This window comes from Arthrobacter sp. TJ-236 (assembly GCF_058269235.1).
Window position 1 is genome coordinate 716,868 of the sequence record NZ_JBZCNI010000002.1, and the last position, 25,187, is coordinate 742,054.

Annotated in this window: 27 protein-coding genes; 22 read left to right on the forward strand and 5 right to left on the reverse strand. The window is 69.8% G+C overall.

What is annotated here, in order from left to right; translation table 11 throughout:
* Positions 1-6 precede the first annotated feature (6 nt).
* Positions 7-492, forward strand: a complete 486-nt coding sequence (locus AC4D16_RS11925; protein WP_490950774.1) for a CinA family protein — start codon at positions 7-9, stop codon at positions 490-492.
* Between the two features lie 123 nt (positions 493-615).
* Entirely contained in the window at positions 616-1,056 is a 441-nt protein-coding gene (locus tag AC4D16_RS11930; protein WP_490950775.1) for a helix-turn-helix domain-containing protein, read from the forward strand.
* Between the two features lie 73 nt (positions 1,057-1,129).
* On the opposite strand, the gene AC4D16_RS11935 is transcribed toward AC4D16_RS11930, so the two are convergent.
* Positions 1,130-1,639: a MarR family winged helix-turn-helix transcriptional regulator gene (locus tag AC4D16_RS11935; protein WP_490955145.1), complete on the reverse strand. Its 510-nt coding sequence runs from the start codon at positions 1,637-1,639 to the stop codon at positions 1,130-1,132.
* A 231-nt stretch (positions 1,640-1,870) separates the two neighbouring features.
* Between AC4D16_RS11935 and AC4D16_RS11940 the strand changes: the two genes are divergently transcribed.
* From AC4D16_RS11940 to dapF, 6 genes are all read left to right on the forward strand, one after another.
* Positions 1,871-2,089 carry a DUF3046 domain-containing protein gene (locus AC4D16_RS11940; protein ID WP_490950777.1) on the forward strand — a complete coding sequence of 73 codons (219 nt, stop codon included), beginning with the start codon at positions 1,871-1,873 and terminating at the stop codon, positions 2,087-2,089.
* 189 nt (positions 2,090-2,278) lie between these two features.
* Positions 2,279-3,322 carry a recombinase RecA gene (gene recA / locus AC4D16_RS11945; RefSeq protein ID WP_490950778.1) on the forward strand — a complete coding sequence of 348 codons (1,044 nt, stop codon included), beginning with the start codon at positions 2,279-2,281 and terminating at the stop codon, positions 3,320-3,322.
* A 527-nt stretch (positions 3,323-3,849) separates the two neighbouring features.
* Complete coding sequence (locus tag AC4D16_RS11950; RefSeq protein WP_490955146.1) at positions 3,850-4,323, forward strand: regulatory protein RecX; 474 nt, start codon at positions 3,850-3,852, stop codon at positions 4,321-4,323.
* Between the two features lie 150 nt (positions 4,324-4,473).
* The gene (gene miaB, locus AC4D16_RS11955; RefSeq protein ID WP_490955202.1) at positions 4,474-5,991 is read left to right on the forward strand and encodes a tRNA (N6-isopentenyl adenosine(37)-C2)-methylthiotransferase MiaB; all 1,518 of its coding nucleotides are present in this window, start codon (positions 4,474-4,476) and stop codon (positions 5,989-5,991) included.
* Positions 5,988-6,899, forward strand: coding sequence for a tRNA (adenosine(37)-N6)-dimethylallyltransferase MiaA (gene miaA, locus AC4D16_RS11960; protein ID WP_490955147.1), 912 nt, complete (start codon positions 5,988-5,990; stop codon positions 6,897-6,899). The genes miaB and miaA overlap by 4 nt, the downstream gene beginning before the upstream one ends.
* 30 nt (positions 6,900-6,929) lie before the next feature.
* Entirely contained in the window at positions 6,930-7,877 is a 948-nt protein-coding gene (gene dapF, locus AC4D16_RS11965) for a diaminopimelate epimerase (RefSeq protein ID WP_490955148.1), read from the forward strand.
* Positions 7,878-7,903: 26 nt separating this feature from the next.
* Here dapF and AC4D16_RS11970 read toward each other — a convergent pair whose 3' ends face one another.
* A complete protein-coding gene (locus tag AC4D16_RS11970) occupies positions 7,904-8,512 on the reverse strand; it encodes a class I SAM-dependent methyltransferase (protein WP_490955149.1) in 609 nt (202 codons plus the stop codon).
* A 187-nt stretch (positions 8,513-8,699) separates the two neighbouring features.
* Between AC4D16_RS11970 and hflX the strand changes: the two genes are divergently transcribed.
* Positions 8,700-10,283 (forward strand): GTPase HflX, encoded by a 1,584-nt coding sequence (gene hflX / locus AC4D16_RS11975; RefSeq protein ID WP_490955150.1) that lies wholly within the window; start codon positions 8,700-8,702, stop codon positions 10,281-10,283.
* On the forward strand, positions 10,276-12,366 hold the full coding sequence (locus AC4D16_RS11980; RefSeq protein WP_490955151.1) for an ATP-dependent DNA helicase: 2,091 nt from the start codon (positions 10,276-10,278) through the stop codon (positions 12,364-12,366). The genes hflX and AC4D16_RS11980 overlap by 8 nt, the downstream gene beginning before the upstream one ends.
* A gap of 67 nt (positions 12,367-12,433) precedes the next feature.
* On the opposite strand, the gene lexA is transcribed toward AC4D16_RS11980, so the two are convergent.
* On the reverse strand, positions 12,434-13,105 hold the full coding sequence (lexA, locus tag AC4D16_RS11985; RefSeq protein ID WP_490950785.1) for a transcriptional repressor LexA: 672 nt from the start codon (positions 13,103-13,105) through the stop codon (positions 12,434-12,436).
* 407 nt (positions 13,106-13,512) lie between these two features.
* Between lexA and AC4D16_RS11990 the strand changes: the two genes are divergently transcribed.
* The 8 genes from AC4D16_RS11990 to AC4D16_RS12025 all read left to right on the forward strand — a co-directional run bounded on the left by AC4D16_RS11990 (position 13,513) and on the right by AC4D16_RS12025 (position 19,657).
* Positions 13,513-13,953 carry a LysM peptidoglycan-binding domain-containing protein gene (locus AC4D16_RS11990; RefSeq protein WP_490955152.1) on the forward strand — a complete coding sequence of 147 codons (441 nt, stop codon included), beginning with the start codon at positions 13,513-13,515 and terminating at the stop codon, positions 13,951-13,953.
* A gap of 9 nt (positions 13,954-13,962) precedes the next feature.
* Positions 13,963-15,096 carry a histidinol-phosphate transaminase gene (locus AC4D16_RS11995; RefSeq protein ID WP_490955153.1) on the forward strand — a complete coding sequence of 378 codons (1,134 nt, stop codon included), beginning with the start codon at positions 13,963-13,965 and terminating at the stop codon, positions 15,094-15,096.
* A gap of 84 nt (positions 15,097-15,180) precedes the next feature.
* Positions 15,181-15,798: an imidazoleglycerol-phosphate dehydratase HisB gene (hisB, locus tag AC4D16_RS12000; protein ID WP_490950788.1), complete on the forward strand. Its 618-nt coding sequence runs from the start codon at positions 15,181-15,183 to the stop codon at positions 15,796-15,798.
* A complete protein-coding gene (gene hisH / locus AC4D16_RS12005; protein WP_490950789.1) occupies positions 15,795-16,433 on the forward strand; it encodes an imidazole glycerol phosphate synthase subunit HisH in 639 nt (212 codons plus the stop codon). Before hisB ends, hisH begins: the two co-directional genes overlap by 4 nt.
* Positions 16,434-16,437: 4 nt before the next feature.
* The gene (locus AC4D16_RS12010; RefSeq protein ID WP_490950790.1) at positions 16,438-16,593 is read left to right on the forward strand and encodes a hypothetical protein; all 156 of its coding nucleotides are present in this window, start codon (positions 16,438-16,440) and stop codon (positions 16,591-16,593) included.
* A gap of 133 nt (positions 16,594-16,726) precedes the next feature.
* Positions 16,727-17,485 (forward strand): bifunctional 1-(5-phosphoribosyl)-5-((5-phosphoribosylamino)methylideneamino)imidazole-4-carboxamide isomerase/phosphoribosylanthranilate isomerase PriA, encoded by a 759-nt coding sequence (priA, locus tag AC4D16_RS12015; RefSeq protein WP_490950791.1) that lies wholly within the window; start codon positions 16,727-16,729, stop codon positions 17,483-17,485.
* Positions 17,482-18,336, forward strand: coding sequence for an SseB family protein (locus AC4D16_RS12020; RefSeq protein ID WP_490950792.1), 855 nt, complete (start codon positions 17,482-17,484; stop codon positions 18,334-18,336). The genes priA and AC4D16_RS12020 overlap by 4 nt, the downstream gene beginning before the upstream one ends.
* 25 nt (positions 18,337-18,361) lie before the next feature.
* Positions 18,362-19,657 carry an MFS transporter gene (locus AC4D16_RS12025; RefSeq protein WP_490950793.1) on the forward strand — a complete coding sequence of 432 codons (1,296 nt, stop codon included), beginning with the start codon at positions 18,362-18,364 and terminating at the stop codon, positions 19,655-19,657.
* A gap of 58 nt (positions 19,658-19,715) precedes the next feature.
* Here the strand turns inward: AC4D16_RS12025 and AC4D16_RS12030 are convergent, their stop codons facing one another.
* The gene (locus AC4D16_RS12030) at positions 19,716-20,033 is read right to left on the reverse strand and encodes a DUF1844 domain-containing protein (RefSeq protein WP_490955203.1); all 318 of its coding nucleotides are present in this window, start codon (positions 20,031-20,033) and stop codon (positions 19,716-19,718) included.
* A 516-nt stretch (positions 20,034-20,549) separates the two neighbouring features.
* Here AC4D16_RS12030 and infC point away from each other — a divergent pair.
* The 4 genes from infC (at position 20,550) to AC4D16_RS12050 (ending at position 23,499) form a co-directional block, all read left to right on the forward strand.
* Complete coding sequence (gene infC, locus AC4D16_RS12035; RefSeq protein ID WP_490955154.1) at positions 20,550-21,758, forward strand: translation initiation factor IF-3; 1,209 nt, start codon at positions 20,550-20,552, stop codon at positions 21,756-21,758.
* A gap of 105 nt (positions 21,759-21,863) precedes the next feature.
* Complete coding sequence (rpmI, locus tag AC4D16_RS12040; protein WP_055772451.1) at positions 21,864-22,058, forward strand: 50S ribosomal protein L35; 195 nt, start codon at positions 21,864-21,866, stop codon at positions 22,056-22,058.
* A 95-nt stretch (positions 22,059-22,153) separates the two neighbouring features.
* Entirely contained in the window at positions 22,154-22,543 is a 390-nt protein-coding gene (gene rplT / locus AC4D16_RS12045) for a 50S ribosomal protein L20 (protein WP_490950795.1), read from the forward strand.
* 44 nt (positions 22,544-22,587) lie between these two features.
* Positions 22,588-23,499, forward strand: coding sequence for a TrmH family RNA methyltransferase (locus tag AC4D16_RS12050; protein WP_490955155.1), 912 nt, complete (start codon positions 22,588-22,590; stop codon positions 23,497-23,499).
* A gap of 71 nt (positions 23,500-23,570) precedes the next feature.
* Here the strand turns inward: AC4D16_RS12050 and AC4D16_RS12055 are convergent, their stop codons facing one another.
* Entirely contained in the window at positions 23,571-24,902 is a 1,332-nt protein-coding gene (locus tag AC4D16_RS12055) for an MFS transporter (protein ID WP_490955156.1), read from the reverse strand.
* Positions 24,903-25,187 lie beyond the last annotated feature (285 nt).

The following is a 25,187-nucleotide window of genomic DNA, read 5'->3' on the forward strand; positions in this document are numbered from 1 at the left end:
GCGTCGGTGCTCGCGGCCCGCGTCGTCGGGCTCGCGACCGAACGCGGCCTCAGCCTCGCCACCGCGGAATCACTCACGGCCGGTCTGATCGCGTCCGCTCTCGCCGACGTCGCCGGGGCGTCCGCCGTGCTCCAGGGTGGCGTGGTCGCCTATCAGCTCTCCGTCAAGCAGGCGGTGCTCGGGGTCGACGCCGAGCTGCTCGAGACGGCGGGGGCGGTCGACCCTCGGGTCGCGGCGGCGATGGCCGATGGTGCACGGCGTCTGTTCTCGGCGGACATCGGGGTTGCGACCACCGGTGTCGCAGGTCCAGGGCCGCACGAGGGCAAGCCGTCAGGCACCGTATTCACGGCGGTGAGCACGAGCGAGGGGACGCGCACCTTCTCCTACGGCTTCCCCGGCGACCGTCAGGCAGTGAGGTTCGCGACGCGGGAGGCGGTTCTCACCGAGCTGTTCGCCGAGCTGTCCAGGGGAACAAACCATCACCGAGGGTAGTTATGTAGACAGTCGCCCGTTGGTAGGGTTGACGACTCAAGCTCAGGTCGAACGGGGCAAGTCATCATCAGGAGGCACGCCCACCGGGCGGCGCCTCATCTATGAGGGAGCAAGGCGATTCAGATGGCAAAGCAGCCCGTCTCCGTAAACGGTGTGGTCCGTTGGCGTGATGTGGGGTTGGCGGAGGACGCACAACGCAAGCCCAAGGAGCGCAAGATGGTAGTTCTACGTCATGAGATCGGCGACGTCCTCCGTGACGTCCGCCAGCGCCAGGGCCGTACCCTGCGAGAGGTGTCGCACAGTGCGAGGGTTTCCCTCGGATACCTCAGCGAGGTCGAGCGTGGGCAGAAGGAAGCATCCTCCGAACTCCTCTCGTCGATCTGCAGTGCACTCGAGGTACCGCTCTCCTCGATGCTGCGCGAGGTCAGCGACCGCTTGGCAGAAGCAGAAGGCGTGTCCATCCCGGACACCATCCCTCAGGAATTCTCCCGCGAGTTCGGGGACGAGTTCACCGAGGGTCTCAACGACGACTTCCGTCGGGGGCTCGCGGCGACGAACCGCTAGTCCACCGAACCGGTCCGGGACACCCCGGGAACAAGGAAGGCCCGCCCCTCGGGGCGGGCCTTCCTGCCGTTCGTCACCAGTTGTCCTTGGTGTACGTGTTGTTGAGCTGGGCGATCAGGGTACCCAGACGCGTCAGGTCCGACACGTCCCAGTCCTCCATCAGCTCGTGGAACGCCTGCTTGCGCGCGGTCTGGGCCGCGACGAGCTGACGCGTGCCGGCCGCCGTCAGCGAGATCGCCTGCGCACGGCCGTCGAGGGGGTCGGCTTCCTTCTGCACCAGGCCGAGATGCTCGAGCATGGCGATCTGGCGACTGACGGACGGCTTGCCGACGCCGACGCTCGCGGCGATGTCCGTCAGGCGCATGGAGCCCTCCCGCTGCAGGATCACCAGCAGACCGTAGGCAGCGGGCTCCATGTCCGGGTGCACGCGCCGGGCGACCTTGTAGGAGTTCGAGCGAGCACGCCGCCACAGCATGCTGAGCTGCTGCTCGAGGGCTTCGATCGCGGCATCGGTGTCCGCGTCGTCGCCCGGACGAGCTGGGAGGCCCGGGGCGGCGTCTGTGGTGCTCGACTTCGAGTTCATGGGGCAATTGTAGGGTTCAGGGCGCGGGCCGCCAGTACCGGACGGCACGACGTTCCTGTGGCCGTCGGGCACGGGCTCCGGGATCCATGATGGGGTGGAGCGTGCGGGGCGACCGGCAGGCAGCACGAGCGACACATGGGCAGGGTCGGGGACAGGGAGCACGGGTCCGGACAGCGGCCCGGACTCGGGCACGGACACGGACACGGACACGGATGAGGACAGGGATGGACGATGCGGACGAGTGACTTCTGGCGGCTGATGGACGACGAGTTCGGGGCCGGCTACTCGCGGACGCTGGCGCGGGATCTCGTCGTCGACCGTCTGGGGGATCGGACAGCCGCCGAGGCGCTGGATGCCGGTGTCGATCCGAAGGCGGTCTGGGAGGCGATCTGCCGGGTACAGGACGTGCCGCGCGAGCGGTGGCTCGGTCGCGACGTGAGGCCCCGCTGACGCACCGACAACACGCGCGCGGAGGACGAATTAATCGAATACCTGTTCGGTCTGTCGTATGATCGACACTGGCGGTGGTCCCCACTTGTGCACATAGCGGCGGCCGCATCTCAAACTGTCGGCGACTGCAAATACAGTCGTCATGAACACGTAAACAGGCCGTTTGGCCATGGATGACCGAGGTGAAGAATGGCCGCTCCAGACCGCGAGAAAGCCCTCGAAGCTGCACTCGCACAAATCGACAAGCAGTACGGCAAGGGCTCGATCATGCGTCTCGGGGACGAGATCAGGGCCCCGATCGAGACGATCTCGACGAGCTCCATCGCCCTCGACGCCGCGCTCGGCATCGGTGGCCTCCCGCGGGGCAGGATCGTCGAGATCTACGGGCCGGAGTCCTCCGGTAAGACCACGGTGGCACTGCACGCGGTCGCCAGTGCCCAGCGCAACGGCGGCATCGTCGCCTTCATCGACGCCGAGCACGCGCTCGATCCCGAGTACGCGAAGCGGCTCGGCGTGGATACGGACGCCCTGCTCGTCTCTCAGCCGGACACCGGCGAGCAGGCGCTCGAGATCATGGACATGCTCATCGGGTCCGGCTCCATCGACCTCGTGGTCATCGACTCCGTCGCCGCTCTCGTGCCGCGTGCCGAGATCGAGGGGGAGATGGGTGACAGCCACGTGGGTCTGCAGGCCCGTCTGATGAGCCAGGCGCTCAGGAAGATCACCGGTCGCCTGAGCCAGACGAAGACCACTGCCATCTTCATCAACCAGTTGCGCGAGAAGATCGGCGTGTTCTTCGGAAGCCCCGAGACGACGACGGGTGGTAAGGCGCTGAAGTTCTACGCCTCCGTCCGCATCGACGTGCGGCGCATCGAGACGCTGAAGGAGGGTGTGAACCCCATCGGTAACCGCACCCGCGCCAAGATCGTCAAGAACAAGATGGCGCCGCCCTTCAAGCAGGCCGAGTTCGACATCCTGTACGGCTACGGGATCTCACGTGAGAGCGGACTGATCGACGTGGGCGTGGAGAACGCCCTGGTCAAGAAGTCCGGTGCATGGTTCACCTACGACGGCGACCAGTTGGGCCAGGGCAAGGAGAACGCGAGGAAGTTCCTCATCGACAACCCTGACCTCGCCGACGAACTGGAGCAGAAGATCAGGGTGAAGCTGGGCATCGGCGTTCAGGTCGAGGAGCCGGAAGCGCCGAAGCTGAAAGCGGTCGGCGGCGAGTAGCACCTGTGCCGTCGGACACCGCACCCGAACCGGCCGGATGGGGAATCTCCTTCGGCCGGTTCGATGGCGATGACCCAAACGGTCGGGCTCAGCCGGACGGCGACGCCGAAAGCCCTCCGGTACACGCACGCCGCGACCGACAACGGTCCCGCACAGAGCCTTCGCCCGGCCCGGACTCTGCCGACGAACGGGACGGAAGCAGCGTAGGGGGGCGGCCTCGGGCTGCCCGGACGAGCCGGAGCCGCTCCTGGAAGTGGTCGTCGTACAGCGACCCCTTCGCGCCGGCCTTCGGCACCTCGGCCGAAGCCGCCGACGAGGCACGGCCGCCCTCCGCGGACAACCTCGCCGGTGCCTCCGACGCGACGTCTCCGTCCGATGCCGACGGCTCCGGCCGAGGTACGCGCCGCGCGGCGTCCAGGAGTCGGGGGCGGATCGGTGGCCGCGACACCTCAGGCGATGGAACGGTTGCGGACAGCGTCGCGCAGGACCGAAGTGACGAGGAATGGGCGACCGAGGGTCGAGCGATCATGCTCAGACAGCTCGCACTCGGTCCGCGGAGCCGTCATCAGCTGGGGCAGAAGCTCGCCGAACGGGACGTTCCCGCGTCCGTGGTGACGGCACTCCTCGATCGCTTCGAGGAGGTGCAGCTCATCGACGACGCGGAGTTCGCCCGTCTGTGGGTGAGAACGCGTTCCTCGGTGAAGGCGCTCGCCCGGGCGTCCATCCGACGGGAGCTGGCGGAGAAGGGGATAGATCCCGAGCTCGCCGAGGAAGCCCTCCTGCAGATCTCCGACGAGGACGAGCACGACCAGGCGCGGGAGATCGTCGTGCGTAAGCTCCGGACGCGGACCGATCTCTCCGACCGCTCGCTGCGCGACAAGGAGATCCGGCGGCTCGTGGGGGTCCTCGCGCGCAAGGGCTACAGCCCTGGTGCCGCCTTCGCCATCGTCAAGGACGTGGTGGCGGAGACCGTGGCAGACGCCGGCGCCGCGTCCGAGTAGCCGGACGAGTAGCAGTAGCCGGACCAGCAGTAGCAGCCGGAACGCAGGCGGATTGCGGGTGCCTGTGTCGCCCGCCGTACGCTTGATCGCGTGAGTATCGCCCAGACCCCCCGGCTCGACGCGCCGTCGACCGTCCTCGATGAAGGTCCCGTGTCCGTGGACGCTCCGACGGGTTCCACACCCGTCGACGGACGTACCTACGAGGTCCGGACGTTCGGGTGCCAGATGAACGTGCACGATTCCGAGCGCATCTCCGGCCTGCTCGAAGGTGCGGGCCTGCAGCGCACCGGGGGAGGCCAGGCGGACGTCGTCGTCTTCAACACCTGCGCCGTCCGGGAGAACGCGGACAACAAGCTCTACGGGAACCTCGGCATCCTGAAGGCGGTCAAGGAGGCCCGCCCCGGGATGCAGATCGCCGTGGGCGGCTGCCTCGCACAGAAGGATCGCGAGACCATCCTGAAAAAGGCGCCCTGGGTGGATGCCGTGTTCGGCACCCATAACATCGGGGCGCTGCCGGCCCTGCTCGAGAGGGCCCGACACAACCAGGAGGCCCAGCTCGAGATCCTCGAGTCGCTCGATGTGTTCCCCTCGACGCTGCCGACGAGGCGCGAATCGGTGTACGCGGGGTGGGTGTCCATCTCCGTGGGGTGCAACAACACGTGCACCTTCTGCATCGTCCCCTCCCTCCGGGGGAAGGAACGTGACAGGAGGCCGGGTGAGATCCTGGCCGAGGTGGAGGCTCTCGTCGCCGACGGCGCCGTCGAAGTGACCCTGCTGGGTCAGAACGTCAACTCGTACGGGGTGGAGTTCGGAGATCGCGGAGCTTTCGCGAAGCTCCTAAGCGCCTGCGGCGCGATCGAGGGCCTCGAGCGCGTCCGCTTCACGAGCCCACACCCTGCCGCCTTCACCGACGACGTCATCGACGCTATGGCCGAGACGCCGAACGTGATGCCCCAGTTGCACATGCCCCTGCAGTCGGGATCGGACCGGGTGCTGAAAGCGATGCGCCGTTCCTACCGGTCCTCACGATTCCTCGGGATCCTCGACCGCGTGCGCGAGCGGATGCCGCACGCGGCGATCTCGACGGACATCATCGTCGGCTTCCCCGGGGAGACCGAGGAGGACTTCCTCGCCACACTCGACGTCGTAGAACGGTCGCGGTTCGCCACCGCCTTCACCTTCCAGTACTCCAAACGTCCCGGGACCCCGGCCGCCGATCTGCCGGACCAGCTGCCGAAGGCCGTGGTCCAGGAGCGTTTCGAGCGTCTGACCGCCCTGCAGGACCGCATCGCCCGGGAGGAGAACGCCCGTCAGGTGGGCCGCATTGTCGAGGTGCTCGTGACGGACCAGCCGGGGCGGAAAGGCGGCGAGACGCACCGGCTCACCGGCCGTGCGAAGGACCAGCGGCTGGTGCACTTCTCCGTACCCGACGGCGCCGAGATCCCGCGGCCCGGGGACTTCGTCACGGTGCCCGTCACGGAGGCCGCCTCCTTCCATCTGCTGTCCGATCCGACGACAGCCGAGTACGGGGTGCGCCGCTCACGTGCGGGGGATGCCTGGGACAGAAGTCAGGCTGACTCGTGCGGGGCGCCGGCGCCTGCGACGGGAGCGCCCCGGGCGGTCTCGCTGGGCATGCCGCCGCTGCCCGTGCGCGGTTCCGCCGGGTGACGCAGCCGATCATCGCCGTCGTCGGTCCCACCGGGTCAGGGAAGTCCGACCTCGGCGTCGCGATCGCACGCGGGCTGGACGGCGAGGTCGTGAATGCCGACGCGCTGCAGTTCTACCGGGGCATGGACATCGGCACCGCGAAGCTGCCGCCTGCCGAGCGCGAAGGCATCGAGCACCACCTCCTGGACGTCCTCGACGTCACCGAGGAAGCCAGCGTCGCCGCGTACCAGGACCAGGCCCGCCGGGTCTTCGAGGACATCCGGTCCCGCGGCCGTGTGCCGGTGCTCGTCGGGGGCTCGGGCCTGTACGTCCGCGCAGCACTCGACACCCTCGAGTTCCCGCCCACCGACGCCGGCGTACGGAGCCGCCTCGAGGCCGAGCTCGGCGTCGAGGGGCGGGAGGTCCTCCGCGGCAGGCTCCACGCGGTCGACCCCGTGTCCGCCGCACGGATCGAGGACGATCGGCGGCTCGTCCGCGCCCTCGAGGTCCACGAGATCACCGGCCTCCCCTTCAGCTCCTTCATGCCGCGCCGGGAGTACCACCGGCCCGCGGTTCAGATCGGCCTCGCGGTGGACCGGGAGCTCCTTCGCGAACGCCTCGCACAGCGCGTGCACGCGATGGTGGGCAACGGTCTGGCGGAGGAGGTGGCGCGGTTGGAGGAGGCAGGGCTCCGGCGTGGCCGGACGGCGTCGCGCGCGCTCGGCTACTCCCAGTTCCTGCGGGTGCTCGACGGGAGCATGACGGTGGCGGCGGCCACGGAGGACACCATCGACGCCACACGCCGCTTCGCGCGCAGGCAGCTCACGTGGTTCCGCGCCGACCCGCGGATCGCGTGGCTCGACTGGGAGGCGGCCGATCTCAGGGAGCGGGCCGTCGATGTGGTCCGTCGCGGGACCGACCTAAGCTAGGACCGTGACCTACGAGCCCATGACCCGCCCATGACCACTACCGGCGCCATCGACGAGTCCTCCCGCCCGTCGGGGGTGCCCTTCACCAAGGGCCACGGGACGGGCAACGACTTCATCCTGACCCTGGATCCGGAGGGCTCCCTCGCGCTCGACGTGCCGTTCGTCGCCCGGGCCTGCGACCGCCACCTGGGTATCGGCGCGGACGGGTTCATCCGCGCGGTGCGCTCCACGGCGCTCCCGGAGGGCCGGGCCCTCCTGCCGACCGAACCGGACGCCGAGTGGTTCATGGACTACCGCAACGGTGACGGCTCCGTCTCGGAGATGTGCGGCAACGGTGTGAGGGTGTTCGTGCACTTCCTGATCGCCCAGGGCCTCGTCGACCTGCCCGACGGCGCCACGCTCCCGATCGGCACGCGGGGAGGGGTCAAGCGCGTCTCGCGGTCCGGTGAGGGATACGCGGTGGACATGGGTCCATGGGACCTCATCGACCCCGAGGCGGCGGCAGCGCGGGGAACCGACGCGATCGTGGATGTCGCGGGGCTCGACGTCGACCGCCCCGCCCTGTCCATCAGCATGGGGAACCCGCACACCGTCGTCGCCCTCGCGGAGTACGAGGAACTCGGGACCGCGAACCTCCACACTGCGCCGATCGTCCGGCCGGTACCTCCGCACGGTACCAACGTCGAGCTGGTCGTGCCGTCGGAGCCGCTGGTGGGCGATGACGGCGTGGGCCGCGTGACGATGCGCGTCCACGAGCGGGGCGTGGGGGAGACCCTCTCGTGCGGCACGGGCGCCTGCGCGGCCGCGGCGGCGATCCGGTACTGGGCCGGAGCCGGAGCGCCGGACCAGTGGCTCGTCGGCGTGCCGGGTGGCACGGTCGGCGTCGCGTTCTTCGCCGGACCCGAGGGCCGCGAGCACGTGCAACTGAGCGGTCCGGCAGTGCTCGTGGCCGAGGGAACGCTCCACCCCGACCTCTGAACCCCGGGTCTTTCGCGCCCGACGACTCAGTCGGGGCGCCGCACCTCGAGGACGCGGAACGACTTCGACGTCTCCGCCCGGCGCGCCACGAATCCCGCGGGCAACTCCTCCTGAAGCCAGCGCAGCAGGGAGTCGGCGCCGAGGTTCTTCTGCACCACCAGCCACGCGCGACCACCCGGGGCCAGGCGGGGGAGCCAGCGCAGCAGCAGGGCGTGGAGCTCCTGCTTGCCGATACGGATGGGCGGGTTGGACCAGATCGTGTCGAACTGCAGCGAGGGATCCACGTCGTCGGGTGTGCTCGAGCGGATGGTGCGGAGCCCCAGGCGGTCGGCGTTCTCGGCCGTCAGGGCGATGCTGCGTTCGTTGACGTCGATCGCGTACACGGTCGCCTCGGGTGACAGCAGTGCCATGGTGAGGGCGATCGGTCCCCACCCGCTGCCGATGTCGAGCAGCGTGCCGCCCTCCGGCGGCGGGACGGTGTCGAGCAGGATCGCCGTCCCCTTGTCGATGCCGTCAGGGCTGAACAGGCCCGACGACGTCACGAGCTCGCGCCGTGTCCCGGCGAGCACCACGGAGAGGGGACGACGGACCGCAGGGCCCTGCGGCGAGGCGGTGAAGTAGTGCTGCGAATCCATGCAGAAAGCCTATCGGGCGGTTGGCGGGCGGTTGGCGGGCGGTTGGCGGGCGGTGCGGCGGCCGGTTCCCCCCGCGCACCGCTGCGCTAGGGGCGGTCGTGGAGCGGGGAGTTTCGCGCTGGGAGAAGAACCTGCCACAGGGGAGGCACGCAGACGTAGAATTGGGGGACATCCCATAAAGGAGAACATGACCACGAATGACGGACGAACCGACGGAGCCGACATGGGCCCGGAGGAGATCCAGGCAGTAATCGACCGGATCCTCGCCAGCGATGAAGCTGCTGTGGCGAAGGTGAAGAAGTCGGGAGCGGGCGAGGAGACGTCCGCCGCTCCCATCGAGAAGACGTGGCGGTCACGGGCCCTCGCGCTGTCGCGGGACGACACGCCATCCGACGCCGACGGCGACCAGGAGGACCTCGCCGAGCGGCGCGCCCTCCGGCGCGTGGCTGGACTGTCCACGGAGCTCGAGGACGTCACCGAGGTCGAGTACCGGCAGCTGCGGCTCGAGCGGGTCGTCCTCGCCGGGCTCTGGAGCGAGGGTACGGCCAAGGACGCCGAGAACTCCCTCCAGGAGCTCGCGGCGCTGGCCGAGACGGCCGGCTCGGAGGTCCTGGACGGGATCGTCCAGCGGCGGCTGAAGCCGGATCCGGGCACGTTCCTCGGCTCGGGCAAGGCGCAGGAACTGAAGTCGATCGTGCAGGCCACCGGTGCTGACACCGTGATCGTGGACAGCGAGCTCTCGCCGTCGCAACGACGTGGCCTTGAGGACATCGTGAAGGTCAAGGTGATCGACCGCACGGCCCTGATCCTCGACATCTTCGCGCAGCATGCCAAGAGCCGCGAGGGCAAGGCGCAGGTCGAACTCGCACAGCTCGAGTACCTGCTGCCGCGCCTGCGTGGCTGGGGCGAGTCGATGTCCCGGCAGGCCGGTGGCCAGGTGGGTAGCGCCAGCGCCGGTATGGGTTCCCGTGGTCCCGGTGAGACGAAGATCGAGCTCGATCGCCGGAAGATCCGTACGCGGATGGCGAAGCTCCGTCGTGAGATCGCGGGCATGAAACCTGCCCGCGAGACGAAGCGCTCCAACCGACGGAGGAACCAGGTTCCCTCGGTCGCGATCGCCGGGTACACCAACGCCGGGAAGTCGTCGCTGCTGAACCGGCTGACGGACGCGGGCGTGCTCGTGGAGAACGCCCTGTTCGCGACTCTTGATCCGACCATCCGCAGGGCCGAGACGCCGGACGGCATCGGCTACACGCTGGCCGACACCGTCGGCTTCGTGAGGTCACTCCCGACGCAGCTGATCGAGGCGTTCCGTTCCACGCTCGAGGAAGTGGCGGACGCGGATCTGATCCTGCACGTCGTCGACGCGTCCCACCCGGACCCCGAAGGGCAGATCGCGGCCGTCCGCGCCGTGCTGACGGAGGTCGACGCCCGCAAGGTGCCGGAGATCATCGTGCTCAACAAGGCCGATGCAGCCGATCCGTTCGTCATCGAGCGCCTGCGGCAGCGTGAGCCGCGCTCCGTCGTCGTCTCCGCCCGCACGGGCGAGGGCCTGACCGAGTTGCGCCAACTGGTCAGCACCAGCATCCCGCGACCCGGGGTGAAGATGGACCTGATGATCCCCTACGAGCACGGGGAGATCGTCAGCCGCCTGCACGAGGAGGACGCCGAGATCCTCGGCATGGAGCACGTGGACGAGGGAACGCGCCTCGACGTGATGGTGCGTGAGGGTCTGGCAGCCGAACTGGAGCCGTACCTGCGGCATGAGTGAGTCCACGCGGTCCGGCGCCGTGATCGCGGCGCCGGACACCGCGGCCGGCGGGGTGCCCTCCCCCCACGCCCGCCGATCCCTCGAACTGCTCGACGCCGCCGTCGGTGCGATGGGCGGTGAGATGCGCGCGGGACAGCACGAGATGGTGCGACAGGTCAGTGAGGCGATCGACTCGGGGGATCACCTCCTCGTCCAGGCCGGCACGGGAACCGGTAAGTCCCTCGCCTACCTCGTGCCGCTGATAGCGCAGGCCATGGAGAGCGACCGCCCGTCGGTCGTCTCCACGGCGACCCTCGCCCTGCAGGCGCAGATCGTGGGACGGGATCTCCCGCGGCTGCTCGACGCCGTCCGCCCGGCGCTCTCCCGCCCGGTCGACGTCGCGCTCCTCAAGGGGCGCTCCAACTACGTCTGCCTCCACAAGACCGGCGGCGGCTTCCCGGAGGAGGACGCCCCGGGAACGCTGTTCAGCCTCGGGGAGGACGCCGCACAGCATCCGTCCCCGCCGCTGGGCGGCGGTGCTCCCGCCTCGGCCCTCGGCCAGGAGGTGGTGCGGTTGCGTGAGTGGGCCGAGGAGACGACGACGGGCGACCGCGACGACCTCGTGCCCGGCGTGAGCGACCGCGCGTGGCGACAGGTGTCGGTGTCCAGCATGGAATGCCTCGGTGCGGCGCGCTGCCCTGTGGCGCAGGAGTGCTTCAGCGAGAAGGCGCGCGCGGCGGCGGCGGACGCCGACATCATCATCACCAACCACGCGATGCTCGCGATCAGTGCCTTCGAGGGGCTCGCCGTACTTCCGGAGTACGACGTCGTGGTCATCGACGAGGCCCACGAGCTGCACGACCGCGTCACCGGTGCCGTGTCCGGTCAGCTCTCGGCGTCGATGGTCTCCGCCGCCGCTGCAGCGCTGCGGCGGCACGCGTCCATCAGCACGGGCGCTCTCGACACGGCCGGCGACGCCTTCGAGGCGGCCTCGGAACGCCTGCCGTCGGGGCTCCTGCCGGGCGGACTGCCCGAGGAACTCGCGCAGTCCCTGGAGCAGGTGCGGGACGCCTCCCGCGCCGCCCTGTCGGACACGAAGACCGAGGGGAAGTCGGAGGCCGACGCCGACGGCGGGCGGCAGGTGGCGCGCGCCCGGGTGACGCTCGTCTTCGAACTCGCCGAGCGGATCCTCGCCGCGGCCGACCTGAACGAGGTGGTGTGGGCTTCCCGCCCCAGCACGTTCACTCCGGGCTCCGGGTACTCCCAGCCGGACGAGACCTCACCGGCCACCCTCAACGTCGCCCCGCTCTCGGTGGCGGGTCGCCTGCGCGAGGGTCTGTTCGAGGACCACACGGTGATCCTCACCTCCGCCACGCTGGCCATCGGTTCCGAGTTCGGTCCTGTCGCGGGATCGCTCGGGCTCAGTGGCCCGGGTGCCCCGGCCTGGACCGGGGTCGACGTCGGCAGCCCGTTCGACTACCCCAAGCAGGGTGTGCTCTACGTGGCACAGGACCTGCCGAAGCCGGAGCGGGGGGTGTCCGACGCCCAGCTCGCGGAGATCCTCACGCTCATCACGGCGAGCCGTGGGGGAGCGCTCGGCCTCTTCTCCTCGAAACGGGCCGCCGAGGAGGCTGCGGAGACACTCCGGCCCGAGGTGGACTTCGAGATCCTGTGCCAGGGCGAATCCTCGCTCAACGCCCTCGTGACACAGTTCGCCGACGAGCCGGACACCTGCCTGTTCGGGACGATGTCCCTCTGGCAGGGGGTGGACGTCCCCGGGTCGTCCTGCAGGCTGGTGATCATAGACCGCATCCCGTTCCCGAGGCCGGACGATCCGCTCATGACGGCGCGCACGCGAGCCGTTGCGCGGAACGGGGGCAACGGGTTCATGAGTGTCTCGGCGACGCATGCCGCGGTGCGGCTCGCGCAGGGCGCGGGTCGTCTGATCCGCGCGGCGGAGGACCGCGGCGTGGTCGCGGTGCTCGACAGCCGCCTCGCGACCGCGCGGTACGGCGGGTTCCTCCGCGCTGCGCTGCCGCCCTTCTGGGCGACCACCGACCGGGCGACCGTGACCGGCATCCTCGAGCGGCTCTCCGCACGCTGACCCGGCCTGACGGGCGGTGACGACCGCCGTCGACGGCGCTGACACGGCCGGTCAGGGCCTGACGGCGTCAGAGCGCTCGCATCACCGAGACGACCTTGCCCATGATGCTGGCGTGGTCGCCGAGGATCGGTTCGTACCTCGTGTTCTGGGGGAGCAGCCAGGTGTGCCCGTCACGCTGGCGGAAGGTCTTGACGGTGGCCTCGTCGTCGAGCAGCGCCGCGACGATGTCCCCGTTCTGGGCGCTCTGCTGCTTCCGCACCACCACCCAGTCGCCGTCGCAGATGGCTGCGTCGACCATGGAGTCACCGGAGACCTTGAGCATGAACAGCTCCCCGTGCCCGACGATCTGGCGAGGGAGGGGCATCACGTCCTCGATCACCTGGTCCGCGAGGATCGGCCCACCAGCCGCGATGCGTCCTACGAGGGGTACCAGTGCGGTGTCCACCGCGATCTGCTGATCCGCGCTCGACGCCGCCCCGCCGTCCGACGGGTCCGATGACGCGCCGTCGGTCGTCAGCGTGAGCGGGAGGAGGACCTCCATGGCCCGCGGACGCTTGGGATCCCGCCGGAGGTAGCCGAGGCGCTCCAGCTGGGACAGCTGATGGGTCACGCTCGAGAGACTCGCGAGACCGACGGTGTCGCCGATCTCACGCATCGACGGCGGGTAGCCCTTGTCCGAGATGGACCGCTGGATGGTCTCCAGGATCGTCAGTTGCCGCGGCGTCAGGCCCTTGGACACCGACCGCCCGCGGGGACGACCACGACCGGCCGGCCCGGGAACCGCGCGCGGACTGCTCGCTGTGTTCGATTCCTGCCGGTCTGCCGGTGCTGCTTCCGCCACGCGCATGCCCTTCGTCCAGATCTGGGTTCCCCCGCCGGACCGTCCGGACCGCGGGAGCGATTCTGTCGGTGGCGGGTGATTGTCTGGACCTAGATCGGAAGCCCGGGTCCCCGAGGGGACAAGGAATAACGGTCGTCGGTCCTTCACGCCACGCTAGGCGAGTCGATGCTTGTTTTCAAACATATGTTCGAGCGAGTCTCGACACGCATCGTTCCTCAGTGCTAGAAAGGACTCAGGAGTATTAGTACGCATGTTCGATTCGGGATCAGATCCCGGACGGACCGTTCGAAGGGAAGAGGCAGGTCATGACCGAAGCACTGGTTCTGCAGGGCAGCTCCACGGCGTCCATCGTCGATCGTGGCGTCATCGTGCCCACCGTCGCCCGTCCCCGGACGTCGGCCGGCGCCGAGCGCGTCCACACGCCCGCCGCCGTACCCGATCGCATCACCTTGACCCGCCGCGGGCGTCTCCTCCTCGTCGGGCTGCCGATCACCCTGATCGTCGCGATGCTCATCCTGCTCGGGGCGTTCCTGACGTCCCAGGCCCAGGCAGGGGACGGGCCGTCGCAGGCAGCGCCGACCATCGACGTGACCATCGCGGCGGGGGAGACACTCTGGGGCCTCGCCTCGTCCTATGCGCCTGATCGCGATACGCGGGATGTCGTCGCCGAGATCGTCGAGCTCAACAACCTGCGGACCTCCGTGGTGCAAGCCGGACAGAGCATCTCGGTACCCGTCCAGGGCTAAACTCGGCAGGTGCCTTCCTCTGCCGACGCCCTTGCGAGCCTGCCCCTCCGCGACGACCTCGTAGGGCAGCACCCTTACGGTGCGCCCCAGCTCGACGTCCCCATCCTCCTGAACGTCAACGAGAACACGCACCGTGTCCCCGCCGACGTCCACCAGGCCATCGTGGCCGCCGTGTCGGACGCCACCGGCGGGTTGAACCGGTACCCGGACCGCGAGTTCTCGGAACTTCGCGCGAACCTCGCCGCGTACCTGGGTCACGGGTTGACGCCCGACCAGCTCTGGGCGGCCAACGGCTCGAACGAAGTGCTCCAGCAGATACTGCAGGCCTTCGGCGGTCCCGGACGCACGGCCATCGGCTTCCCGCCCACCTACTCCATGTATCCGCTGCTCGCCAGCGGCACGGGGACGCGCTACGTGACCGCGGAGCGCGGAGCGGCCTTCGCGATGGACCCCGAGTCCACGGCGCGGGCGGTCACGGAGTCGGGCGCGAACGTGGTGTTCCTCTGCTCACCCAACAACCCCACGGGGACGGCCCTTGGTCTCGACGTGATCGAGGCGGCCTATGCAGCGGGTGAGGCGGCCAGGGCGATGATCATCGTCGACGAGGCCTACGGCGAATTCCTCCAGCAGGGCACCCCGAGTGCGCTGACCCTGTTGCCCGGCCGGCCGCGCCTGATGGTTTCGCGCACCATGAGCAAGGCCTTCGCGATGGCGGGCGCGAGGCTCGGGTATCTCGCGGCGGCCCCCGAGGTGACGGACGCCCTCCGGTTGGTGCGGCTCCCGTACCACCTGTCCGCCCTCACGCAGGCGGCGGCGAACGCGGCCCTCACGCACGCCGACACCCTCCTGGCCAACGTCGAGGCGATCAAGGTGCAGCGGGACCGCATCGTCCGCGAACTGACCGATCTGGGCCTCACTCCTGCGCCGTCGGATGCGAACTTCGTGTTCTTCTCGGGCCTCGAGGATCCCCGCCGGATCTGGGAGGGTCTCCTCGAGGCGGGCGTCCTGATCCGCGACGTCGGGATCGCCGGTTCACTGCGGGTGACGGCCGGCACGGAGGAGGAGACCACCGTCTTCCTCCGGGTGCTCTCCGGACTCCTCGAGCGCGACCAGGCCACCGTGCCCGGCGCGCACGTCTTCTAGACTGGTTCGGCGGGTCCGCGCGATCCGCGGTCCTGGGCGAAGGCCCACCACACCCCCTGATCATCGATCCTTCGAAGGGATGTCATGACAGTCACTGCCTCCGGCACTCGTACGGCACGCATCGAGCGCGTCACCAGCGAGTCCAGCGTGCTCGTCGAGCTTGACCTCGACGGCACCGGAGTCTCGTCGATCGACACCACCGTGCCGTTCTACGACCACATGCTCACGGCTCTGTCCAAGCACTCCCTGATCGACCTCACCATCAAATCGAGCGGTGACACGCACATCGACGTCCACCACACGGTCGAGGACACCGCCATCGCCATCGGTGAGGCGCTGAGGCAGGCACTCGGCAGCAAGGCCGGTATCCGTCGCTTCGGGGAAGCCACCGTGCCTCTCGACGAGGCGCTCGCCCAGGCCGTCGTCGACATCTCCGGACGCCCCTACCTGGTCCACGGGGGTGAGCCCGCCGGGCAGGAGTACCACCTGGTCGGAGGCCACTTCACCGGGTCGCTCACGCGCCACGTGTTCGAGGCCATCGCCCTGCACGCCGGGATCTGCCTGCACGTCACCGTGATCGCCGGACGCGACCCGCACCACATCGTCGAAGCGCAGTTCAAGGCGCTCGCGCGGGCGCTGCGCGCGGCTGTCGAGCCCGATCCGCGGGTCACGGGCATCCCGTCGACGAAGGGATCGCTGTGACCTCACGCACGGTGACCGTCCTCGACTACGGCTCGGGCAACGTCCGCTCCGTGGTGCGGGCGCTCGAACACGTCGGGGCGGAGGTCGTCCTCAGCGCCAAGCCGGACGACGTCCTCAACGCCGACGGGCTCCTCGTGCCGGGTGTCGGCGCTTTCGAGGCGGTGATGAAGGGCCTGAAGGACGTCGACGCCCTCCGCATGATCGGGCGGCGCGTCGCCGGTGGACGGCCCGTGCTCGGCATCTGCGTGGGCCTGCAGGTGCTCTTCGACGAGGGTGTGGAGCACGGTGTGCGCACGCCCGGCATGGGCGAGTGGCCGGGTACCGTCGAACGGCTCAAGGCCGACGTGGTGCCCCACATGGGATGGAACACCGTGGAGCCACCCGCCGGGTCGGTACTCTTCGACGGGCTCGAGGACGAGCGCTTCTACTTCGTGCACTCCTACGGTGTGCAGGACTGGTCCTTCGACGTGACCCAGCCCGCGATGAAACCTCCGCAAGTCACCTGGTCGCGCCACGGCGGCCCCTTCATCGCAGCCGTGGAGAACGGTCCGCTGGCCGCGACGCAGTTCCATCCGGAGAAGTCCGGCGACGCCGGGGCCCAGCTCCTGCGCAACTGGATCGGCAGCCTGCGGTGATCGGATGCTGAGCCTGGTCCTGATGGGAGTCGCCGGGCTGTTGATCGGCGGAGCGTTCTCACTCCGCGGTCAGGAATTCCCACGCTGGGTCTGGATCGCCTTCCTCGTCCTCGCGGGCCTCTCCCTGCTCGCCGCCTACCTGTTCACCCTCCAGGCGTGACACCCTCGCACGCACTCGTCCCACCCGGATCACCACCGGTCACCACCGGTCCGCCCCGTGACCACGACCGACCGCGAACCTCCCCGACCGACGTCGACCCTCGGCCCGTTCCGTCCCCGCAGAAAGCAGCCCCATGAGCCCCTTCGCCGAATCCCCCTCGCTCGAACTCCTGCCCGCCGTCGATGTCGCCGACGGCCAGGCCGTCCGCCTGGTGCAGGGTGAGGCGGGCAGCGAGACCAGCTACGGGGACCCCCTGGACGCCGCCCTCGCCTGGCAGGAGGCCGGCGCGGAGTGGGTGCACCTCGTGGACCTGGACGCGGCGTTCGGTCGCGGTTCCAACCGGGACCTCCTCGAGCGCGTCGTGAAGCACCTCGACATCAAGGTGGAACTCTCCGGGGGCATCCGCGACGACGTCTCGCTCGAGGCCGCGCTCGAGCTCGGAGCCACCCGCGTCAACCTGGGCACGGCTGCACTCGAGAACCCGGAGTGGACCGAGCGGGTCATTGCGCGCTTCGGTGACGCCGTCGCCGTCGGGCTCGACGTCCGGGGGACCACCCTCGCCGCGCGCGGCTGGACCGAGGAGGGCGGTGACCTCTGGGAGGTGCTGCAGCGCCTCGAGGACGCCGGGTGTGCCCGGTACGTCGTCACAGACGTCACGAAGGACGGCACGCTGAAGGGTCCGAACATCGACCTGCTGCGCGAGGTCCTCGCCAGGACGATGCGGCCCGTGGTCGCATCGGGTGGCATCAGCAGCCTCGACGACATCGCCGCCCTGCGCGAGCTGGTGCCGCTCGGCCTCGAGGGCGCGATCGTCGGCAAGGCGCTCTACGCCGGAGCGTTCACGCTGCCGCAGGCGCTCGACGTCGCGGGGCTGCCCGGCACCGACGAGTGAGCGGTCGGCAGCTCCCGGCACACATCCGGGCGGCGCTCGAGGGCAACGCGGCGGACTCGGCCGGGAGGCCGTGGGCCGACCGCGACCTCTCGGGGGACAGGAACCCGTTGCACGTGTTCGACGACGACGACGGCTCACCCGACGCCGGTCTCGTCACCGCCGTCGCGGCGCTGCTCGGGACGCCGGGTCAACCCGGCCCACGGGAGCGAGCCGTCTTCGCGGCCCTCGGGAGCGCCAGGGTCTTCATCCCGATCGTCGCGCAGGTGGCTGCGGCCGTGGAGACCGACGACGGCCTGACGGCCGACAAGGAAGCCGACATGGCGCTGGTCACGCTGACGGCGCCCGACGGGCGGGCGGCGCTGCCCGTGTTCTCCTCGACCGCGCGGCTCGCGTCGTGGCACCCGACCGCGCGGCCCGTCGCTGTCGTCGCCCCTCGCGCGGCTCTTGCGGCCGCCGCCGAGCAGGCGGAACTCCTGGTGCTCGATCCCGGTGCCGAGGTGACGTTCGTCCTCCGCCGTCCGGCCGTGTGGGCGCTCGCGCAGGGGACCGCGTGGCTTCCGTCCTACGAGGACGAGGGACTTGCCTCCCTCGTGGGTGACGTCGCCGTCGGGGAGGAGTTCGTCGTCGGGCTCGAACTGCGACCGGGCGCCGGCGTCCTCACCCGCGCCGCCGACGGTAGCATTGCCTCCGGTGGCGGCCCGGGCCCCGAGCTGCGGATGGACGTGCGGCTCCGGGAGGGCTTGTCCGCCGACCAGGTGAAGACTGCCGTGACGTCGCTGCGGGCCAGGCTGCTGGGCCTCCCCGCGTTCGTGGAACGCGTCGATTCGCTCGACATCAAACTCATGCGCTGACGAGGGTCGGCAAGGAAGAACGCCCGTGAATTTCGCCGTGTACCGAGAGCTGCTCCGCGTGCGGCCCGTCCGCATGCTGCTGCTCGTCGGCATGATCGCCCGCTTCCCCCACTCGGCAGCCGGTGTGCTGCTCACGCTGCACGTGGTGCAGACCCTCGACCGGGGGTATGCGGAGGCCGGCGCTGTCGCCGCGGTCGTGACGATCGGGATCGCCGTCGGCGCCCCGTGGCGCGGCCGACGGATCGACACCGTCGGTCTGCGACGTGCGCTGATCCCGTCCGTGGTGGCCGAGGCGGCCATCTGGTCCATCGCGCCGCACCTGTCCTACCAGTGGTTGCTCGTCGCGGCGCTGATCGGCGGGCTGTTCACGCTGCCCGCCTTCTCCGTGATCCGCCAGGCGCTGGGCGTCCTCGTGGACGGCGATCAGCGACGCACGGCCTTCACGCTCGACGCCATCTCCACCGAGGTGATCTTCATGGCGGGCCCGGCGGTCGGCGTGGTGCTCGCGACGCAGATCTCCACGGTGCTGGGTCTGACCCTCGTAGGCCTCGCGACAGCCACCGCGGGCATCTTCCTCATGTGGTTCAACCCGCCGACGCGCTCCGACCGATCCGCCGAGGCCGTGACCCTCGCCGCTGCGGCACCCGCAGGAGTGGGGGAGGCTGCAGCGGACCTGATCGGCCCGGGTGACCCCGACCACCGCCCCAGGGCGTCCCTGCTCCGCCGCGGCGTCAGGCAGGCCTTCCCGTGGCTGACGCCGTCGCTCGTGCTCGTCATGGTCATCGCCGCAGGCGCGGGGCTGGTGCTCTCGGGGTCGGAGGTGGGGATCGTCGCCACGCTCGAGCTGAACGGCAACGAGGGCCAGCTGGGGCTCGTGTTCGTGGCATGGTGTGCGGCGTCCGTGGTGGGTGGCCTGGTGTACGGGGCGCTCCACCGTCCTGTCCCGCCGTCCCTGCTGCTCCTGGGCATGGCACTGCTGACCCTGCCGCTGGGCTTCGCAGAGACGACGCTCGCCCTCGCCCTCCTGACGATTCCCGCCGGGTTGCTGTGCGCACCCGTGCTGTCGGCGGCGTCGGAGAAGGTGGCGGAGCTGGTGTCGGAGGACCGCCGGGGAGAGGCCATGGGCTGGTACGGATCGGCACTGACCTCGGGCGTCGCGCTGGGCGCGCCGGTCGCGGGCTTCCTCATCGACCTCACCGGTCCCTGGGGCGGCTTCACCGCCGTGGCCGTCGTCTCCGCGCTGATCGGCGTCGTGGGGCTGACGGTGCAGGCTGCGCACGGCCGGCGCGCGGTGAGCGACGCGGCCCCGGCGTCCCGCTAGGGCTTCCGCTGCCGCCGTCGCGGCACCGGTTCCGTCCCGCGAGGGCCCTACTGACTGGTCAGTTGACGGGGCCGGTGTACTTCTCGCCCGGGCCCTTGCCCGGAGGGTCCGGGATGATCGATGCTTCGCGGAAGGCGAGCTGCAGCGACCGCAGCCCGTCGCGCAACGGTCCGGCGTGCTGCGAGCCGATCTCGGGAGCGGCCGCCGTGACGAAGCCCGCGAGAGCCGTGATGAGCTTCCGGGCCTCGTCGAGGTCCTTCAACTGTTCGGCGTGGTCCTCGTGGGCGAGCCCGCACTTGACCGCCGCCGCGCTCATGAGGTGGACGGCCGAGGTGACGATGACCTCCACGGCGGCGACCTCGGAGATGTCGCGCATCTGACGACGCACACCCTCCTCGGCGTCACTCGCCGTGTCGGTGGTCCCTGCCTCCCCGGGCACACCGGATGCGCCCGAGTTCATCGCGCCGGCGGTCGATTCCTGCTCGTCGGTGAAGCTGCGGCGGGAGGCGGTCGGCTCGACGGGGCCGGGGGAGTGCTGCGGATTGTCGTGGGGCGTGTCCATACTGGTAAGCTTGGCACAGACCAACCGGTCGCTGGAACTCGCGTGCTCTTCGGAGCCCGGGCCTGTAACCGGTATGCAAGCGGAGACCTCTCCCACCCGCGTTTGCCTGGTATCTCCCCGGAGATATTGCAGGTAGCCGGGTCCCTGGTCGGTCCTGGCGGTGATCGCAGGGAGCTCGCGCTTCCCTCCGTCCCCCGGATCGTCCGTCGAGGCCTTCGATTGCTCATGCAATGGAAGGCCTTCTTTCGTTTGCACGGGTATCCGCCTGAGAAGCCACAGGAGTCACACATTAGCGAGCCAAGAATCAATGATCGTATCCGCGTCCCCGAGGTGCGGCTGGTCGGTCCTGCCGGCGAACAGGTAGGAATCGTCCGTATCGAGGACGCCCTCCGTCTCGCCGCCGAGTCCGACCTGGATCTGGTCGAGGTAGCACCGCAGGCCAAGCCTCCGGTCGCGAAGCTCATGGATTTTGGTAAGTACAAGTACGAAGCGGCCGTCAAGGCACGCGAGGCCCGGAAGAACCAGACCAACACGGTCCTCAAGGAGATCCGGTTCCGCCTGAAGATCGACACGCACGACTACGAGACCAAGCGCGGCCACGCCATCCGCTTCCTCGGTGCGGGCGACAAGGTCAAGGCCATGATCCAGTTCCGTGGACGTGAGCAGCAGCGCCCCGAGATGGGTATCCGCCTGCTCCAGAAGTTCGCCGAGGACGTGTCCGAGGTGGGTGTCGTCGAGTCGACCCCACGTATCGACGGACGCAACATGGTGATGGTCATCGGGCCCACGAAGAACAAGGCTGAAGCGAAGGCCGAAGCGCGCCGGGCCTCTCAGCGCGCCGAGGCCAAGGCAGCGAACGAGGCCGCGAAGACCGGAGGTGACACGCGACGCGTGGACACGTCCGGGGACAGCGGCGCGCCGCTGACGCAGTCGCTCGCCGACCTGCTGCCGGAGGGGTACTCGATCACGACCGAGCCCGAGGCCACGGTGGAGGAGACGTCCGCGCCGGCCGCAACAACGGACCGGGCGGATGCTCCGGCCGTGACCGAGGCACCTGAGGCGACACCCGTCACCGCACCGGTGACGACCGAGCCGGCAGCGCCCGCGACCACGGCAGCTCCCGCGAGGAGCACGTCGGCCCCGCGGTCGACGTCGTCCGCGCCGCGGTCCACGTCCTCCGCACCCAGGTCGACGTCGTCGCGCCCGGCCTCCGAGCGTTCCGCACCGCCTCGCTCGACGTCCGGTACCGCCGCACCGCGGCCCGCGACGAGCACGCAGTCCAGGCCGGCCACCCAGCTGACGCGGACCCTTCCGGCCCCCCGACCGGCGACAGCGGCACCCGCTGCGTCGTCGGCTCCGGCTCCGGCCACCCCGGCTGCGGCCACCCCGGCTGTGGCACCCAAGCCTGCAGCCGCGGCGAAGCCGTCGGCCATGCCGAAGCCAGGTGCGCCGAAGCCCTCGGCCACACCCAAGCCAGCCGGCCGCACGGCTCCGACCAAGAGCCCGACCAGCCGTCCCAAGCCCGGGAGCACCGACTAGGGCTCAGGCCCTGTCCCTTCCGGACACGTTCGACAACCAGCAGGCACCTTCGGGTGCCGACCTCCGGGTGCACCCGCCCCGGCTAGAAGAAGGAGATCGGTTCCCATGCCGAAGATGAAGACCCACAGCGGCGCCAAGAAGCGCTTCAAGCTGACCGGTAGCGGAAAGCTCAAGCGCCAGCAGGCGAACCGCCGCCACTACCTCGAGCACAAGTCCTCGACCCTGACCCGCCGGCTCGCGAGCGACCAGATCGTCTCCAAGGCCGACACCAAGGTCATCAAGAAGATGCTGGGCATCTAACACCACCAATCCACCCCCTCGGGAAAGCGCAGGTACCTCCGGGTACCGTGCTGCGGCTACGGCCGTGACCGAAGAAGATCCAAAGGAGTACACACGTGGCACGTGTGAAGCGGGCAGTCAATGCCCACAAGAAGCGTCGCGTCATCCTCGAGCGCGCCAAGGGCTACCGCGGACAGCGCTCGCGCCTGTACCGCAAGGCCAAGGAGCAGCTGCTCCACTCGTTCGTCTACAGCTACGGTGACCGCCGCAAGCGCAAGGGTGACTTCCGTCGACTCTGGATCCAGCGCATCAACGCTGCGTCCCGCGCCAACGGCCTCACCTACAACCGCCTCATCCAAGGTCTCAAGGCCGCCGACATCCAGGTGGACCGCCGGATGCTCGCCGACCTCGCCGTGACAGACGGCGCCGCGTTCGCCGCACTCGTGCAGCTCGCGAAGAACGCCCTGCCGGCCGACACGTCGGCTCCGCTCAAGGCTTCGGCCTAGGCACATCGGCTGCGGCGGGCCCCTGCCCGCGCAACCGGTCCACGATGACTGCTCACGGACGCCCCCAGGCGCCACTGATGACCAACACCCAGGCTGATCGGGTGAAGGAGGTGGCACGCCTGGCCGGGCGTCCGTCGCGGTTAAGGCGCCGCGAGTTCCTCGCCGAGGGACCGCAGGCGGTGCGTGAGGCCCTCCGGCTGCACCTGCAGAGGACGGACGACGGCGCCCCGGGCGTCGTCGTCGACGTGTACGCCACCGCCGACGCACTCGATCGCCATGCGGACGTCGCGGAGCTGTTGGCCGCGGACGGTGCGCCGACGGTGCGACTCGCGAGCGCCGACGTCCTCGCCGCGATGTCCTCCACTGTCACACCGCAGGGCTTCATCGCCGTCTGCCGCTTCGTGGACAGCACGCTGGAGGACGTCCTCTCCGCAGGACCCCGACTCGTGGCCGTCCTCGTCGAGGTCCGTGACCCCGGGAACGCCGGCACCATCATCCGGGCGGCCGATTCGGCGGGCGCCGACGCCGTCATACTCACCGGTGCCAGCGTGGATCCGTACAACCCGAAGACCGTCCGCTCCACTGTGGGGTCCCTCTTCCACCTGCCGCTGGTCATCGGCGCCGATCTCGACGGTCTCGCCGATCGCCTGCGGTCAGCTGGCCTGACCGTCCTCGCCGCCGACGGATACGGTACGACGAGCCTCGACGACCTGCAGGACGCCGGGGACGCAGGGGGCGCCGCCGCTACGACGACCGACGGCGGCAGGCCCGTCCGCCTCGAGGACCCGGCGGCGTGGCTTTTCGGCAACGAGGCGCAGGGTCTTCCGCCCGAGGTGTCGTCCGCCGCTGATGCGCAGGTCGCCGTGCCGATCTACGGGAAGGCCGAGTCCCTCAACGTGGGGACGGCGGCGACCGTCTGCCTCTACGCCTCCGCACGCGCGCAACGCCGCGGCTGACGTCGTCCGCTCGCGCGCAACGCCGCGGCTGACCCCTAGTCCTCAGTGCAACGTCGTCAGCGCGTCGTAATTCAGGGGGCGCTGACGCGTCCGGTCGGGGAGTCCTGCGCCGTGGCGCCCACCGACCCGGCGGAGGCGGCCGTTCCGGCCGTGCCTGCTGCCCCGGGAGTCCCGGCTGTCCCGGAGGTTGCCGAGCCGGAGCCACGACGGTCCATCCGACCGCTCACGAGTGCCACACCGAGCCCGAGGACGGCCAGGCCGGCACCCACCAGCGCCGGCGACGTGAAGCCCCACCCGGCGGTGATGACCGCTCCGCCCACCGCTGCTCCGAGGGCGTTGGCCGTGTTGAGCGCCGAGTGGTTCATCGACGAGGCGAGGGACGGCGCCCCCGGTGAGACGTCGAGGAGCCGGGCCTGGAGCGGCGGGATGAGCATCGAACCGCTCGTTCCGACGAGGAACACGAACAGGCATGCCGACCACGGCGCCGTGGCGGCGAGGGGAAAGAGCAGCAGGACCACGGTGATGGCCGCCATGATGGCGTAGATGCTGCCCATGATGGAGCGGTCTGCGAGCCGTCCGCCCAGGATGTTGCCGACCACCATCCCCACCCCGTACAGCGCGACGACGAGCGGCAGCAGTGCGGCACGCAGTCCCGCCACCTCCGTCATGATCGGGGAGATGTAGGTGTAGACGGCGAAGAAGCCGCCGAAGCCGACGATCCCGATGAGGAGCGTCATCCAGAGCTGTGGGCGCCGCAGGGCTCCCAGCTCCGACCGGATGCTCGCTCCCGCCCTGACCGGGATCGACGGGACGAAGGTGCGGATCAGGACCAGCGTCCCGAGGCCGATCAGGCCCACCAGCAGGAACATCGAGCGCCAGCCGAACTGCTGGCCGAGCCACGTGGCGAACGGTACCCCGACCACGTTCGAGATGCTGAGACCCAGCATCACCATCGAGATGGCCCGGCCACGCTTGGCAGGATCGGCCAGGGTCGCCGCGATCACGGCGGCCACGCCGAAGTAGGCGCCGTGGGGCAACCCGGACAGGAACCGGGAGGCGAGCATCCAGCCGAAGCCGGAGGCGAAGAAGGACGACAGGTTGGCGAGGGTGATGACCAGCATGAGCGCCAGGGCGACCGTGCGCTGCGGTTTCTTGGCCCCCATGGTCGCGAGGATCGGAGCGCCGACCACCACGCCGAGGGCGTAGGCGGAGATGACGTGGCCACCCTGCGCGTAGTCGACATCCAGGTCCGTGCGCATCTCCTCGAGCAGGCCCATGATCGTGAATTCGGTGGTTCCGATGGCGAAGCCACCGACGGCGAGCGCCGCGATGGCGAGCGTGAGTCTGCGGCCCGACAGGCGCTGGGACGGTGTGTCGGTGGGGTTCGGGGCGGGGGCGGTCATGGGTGTCCTAGCGACGGGAGGTGATCGGGATCGGCCGGCCTGCCGTCGACGGGCCCTTCGGACAGGGCTGTCCGTGGAGGGGACGGCGGCAGGGTGACGCCGTCGTCCCGGTCAAGCCTAGGTGACGGCTCTTCCTTCGTAGCGCCGTGCGGCGGAATGACAAGCGGAAGACGGGGCCGAGCAGGCTTTGCGCCACGAAGGTCAGCCACCTTAGCGTTTCAGACGGAATCACGGTTCAGCAGCGGCCCTGACACTTCTTCTGATCAGGAGCCCGACGTGTCCATA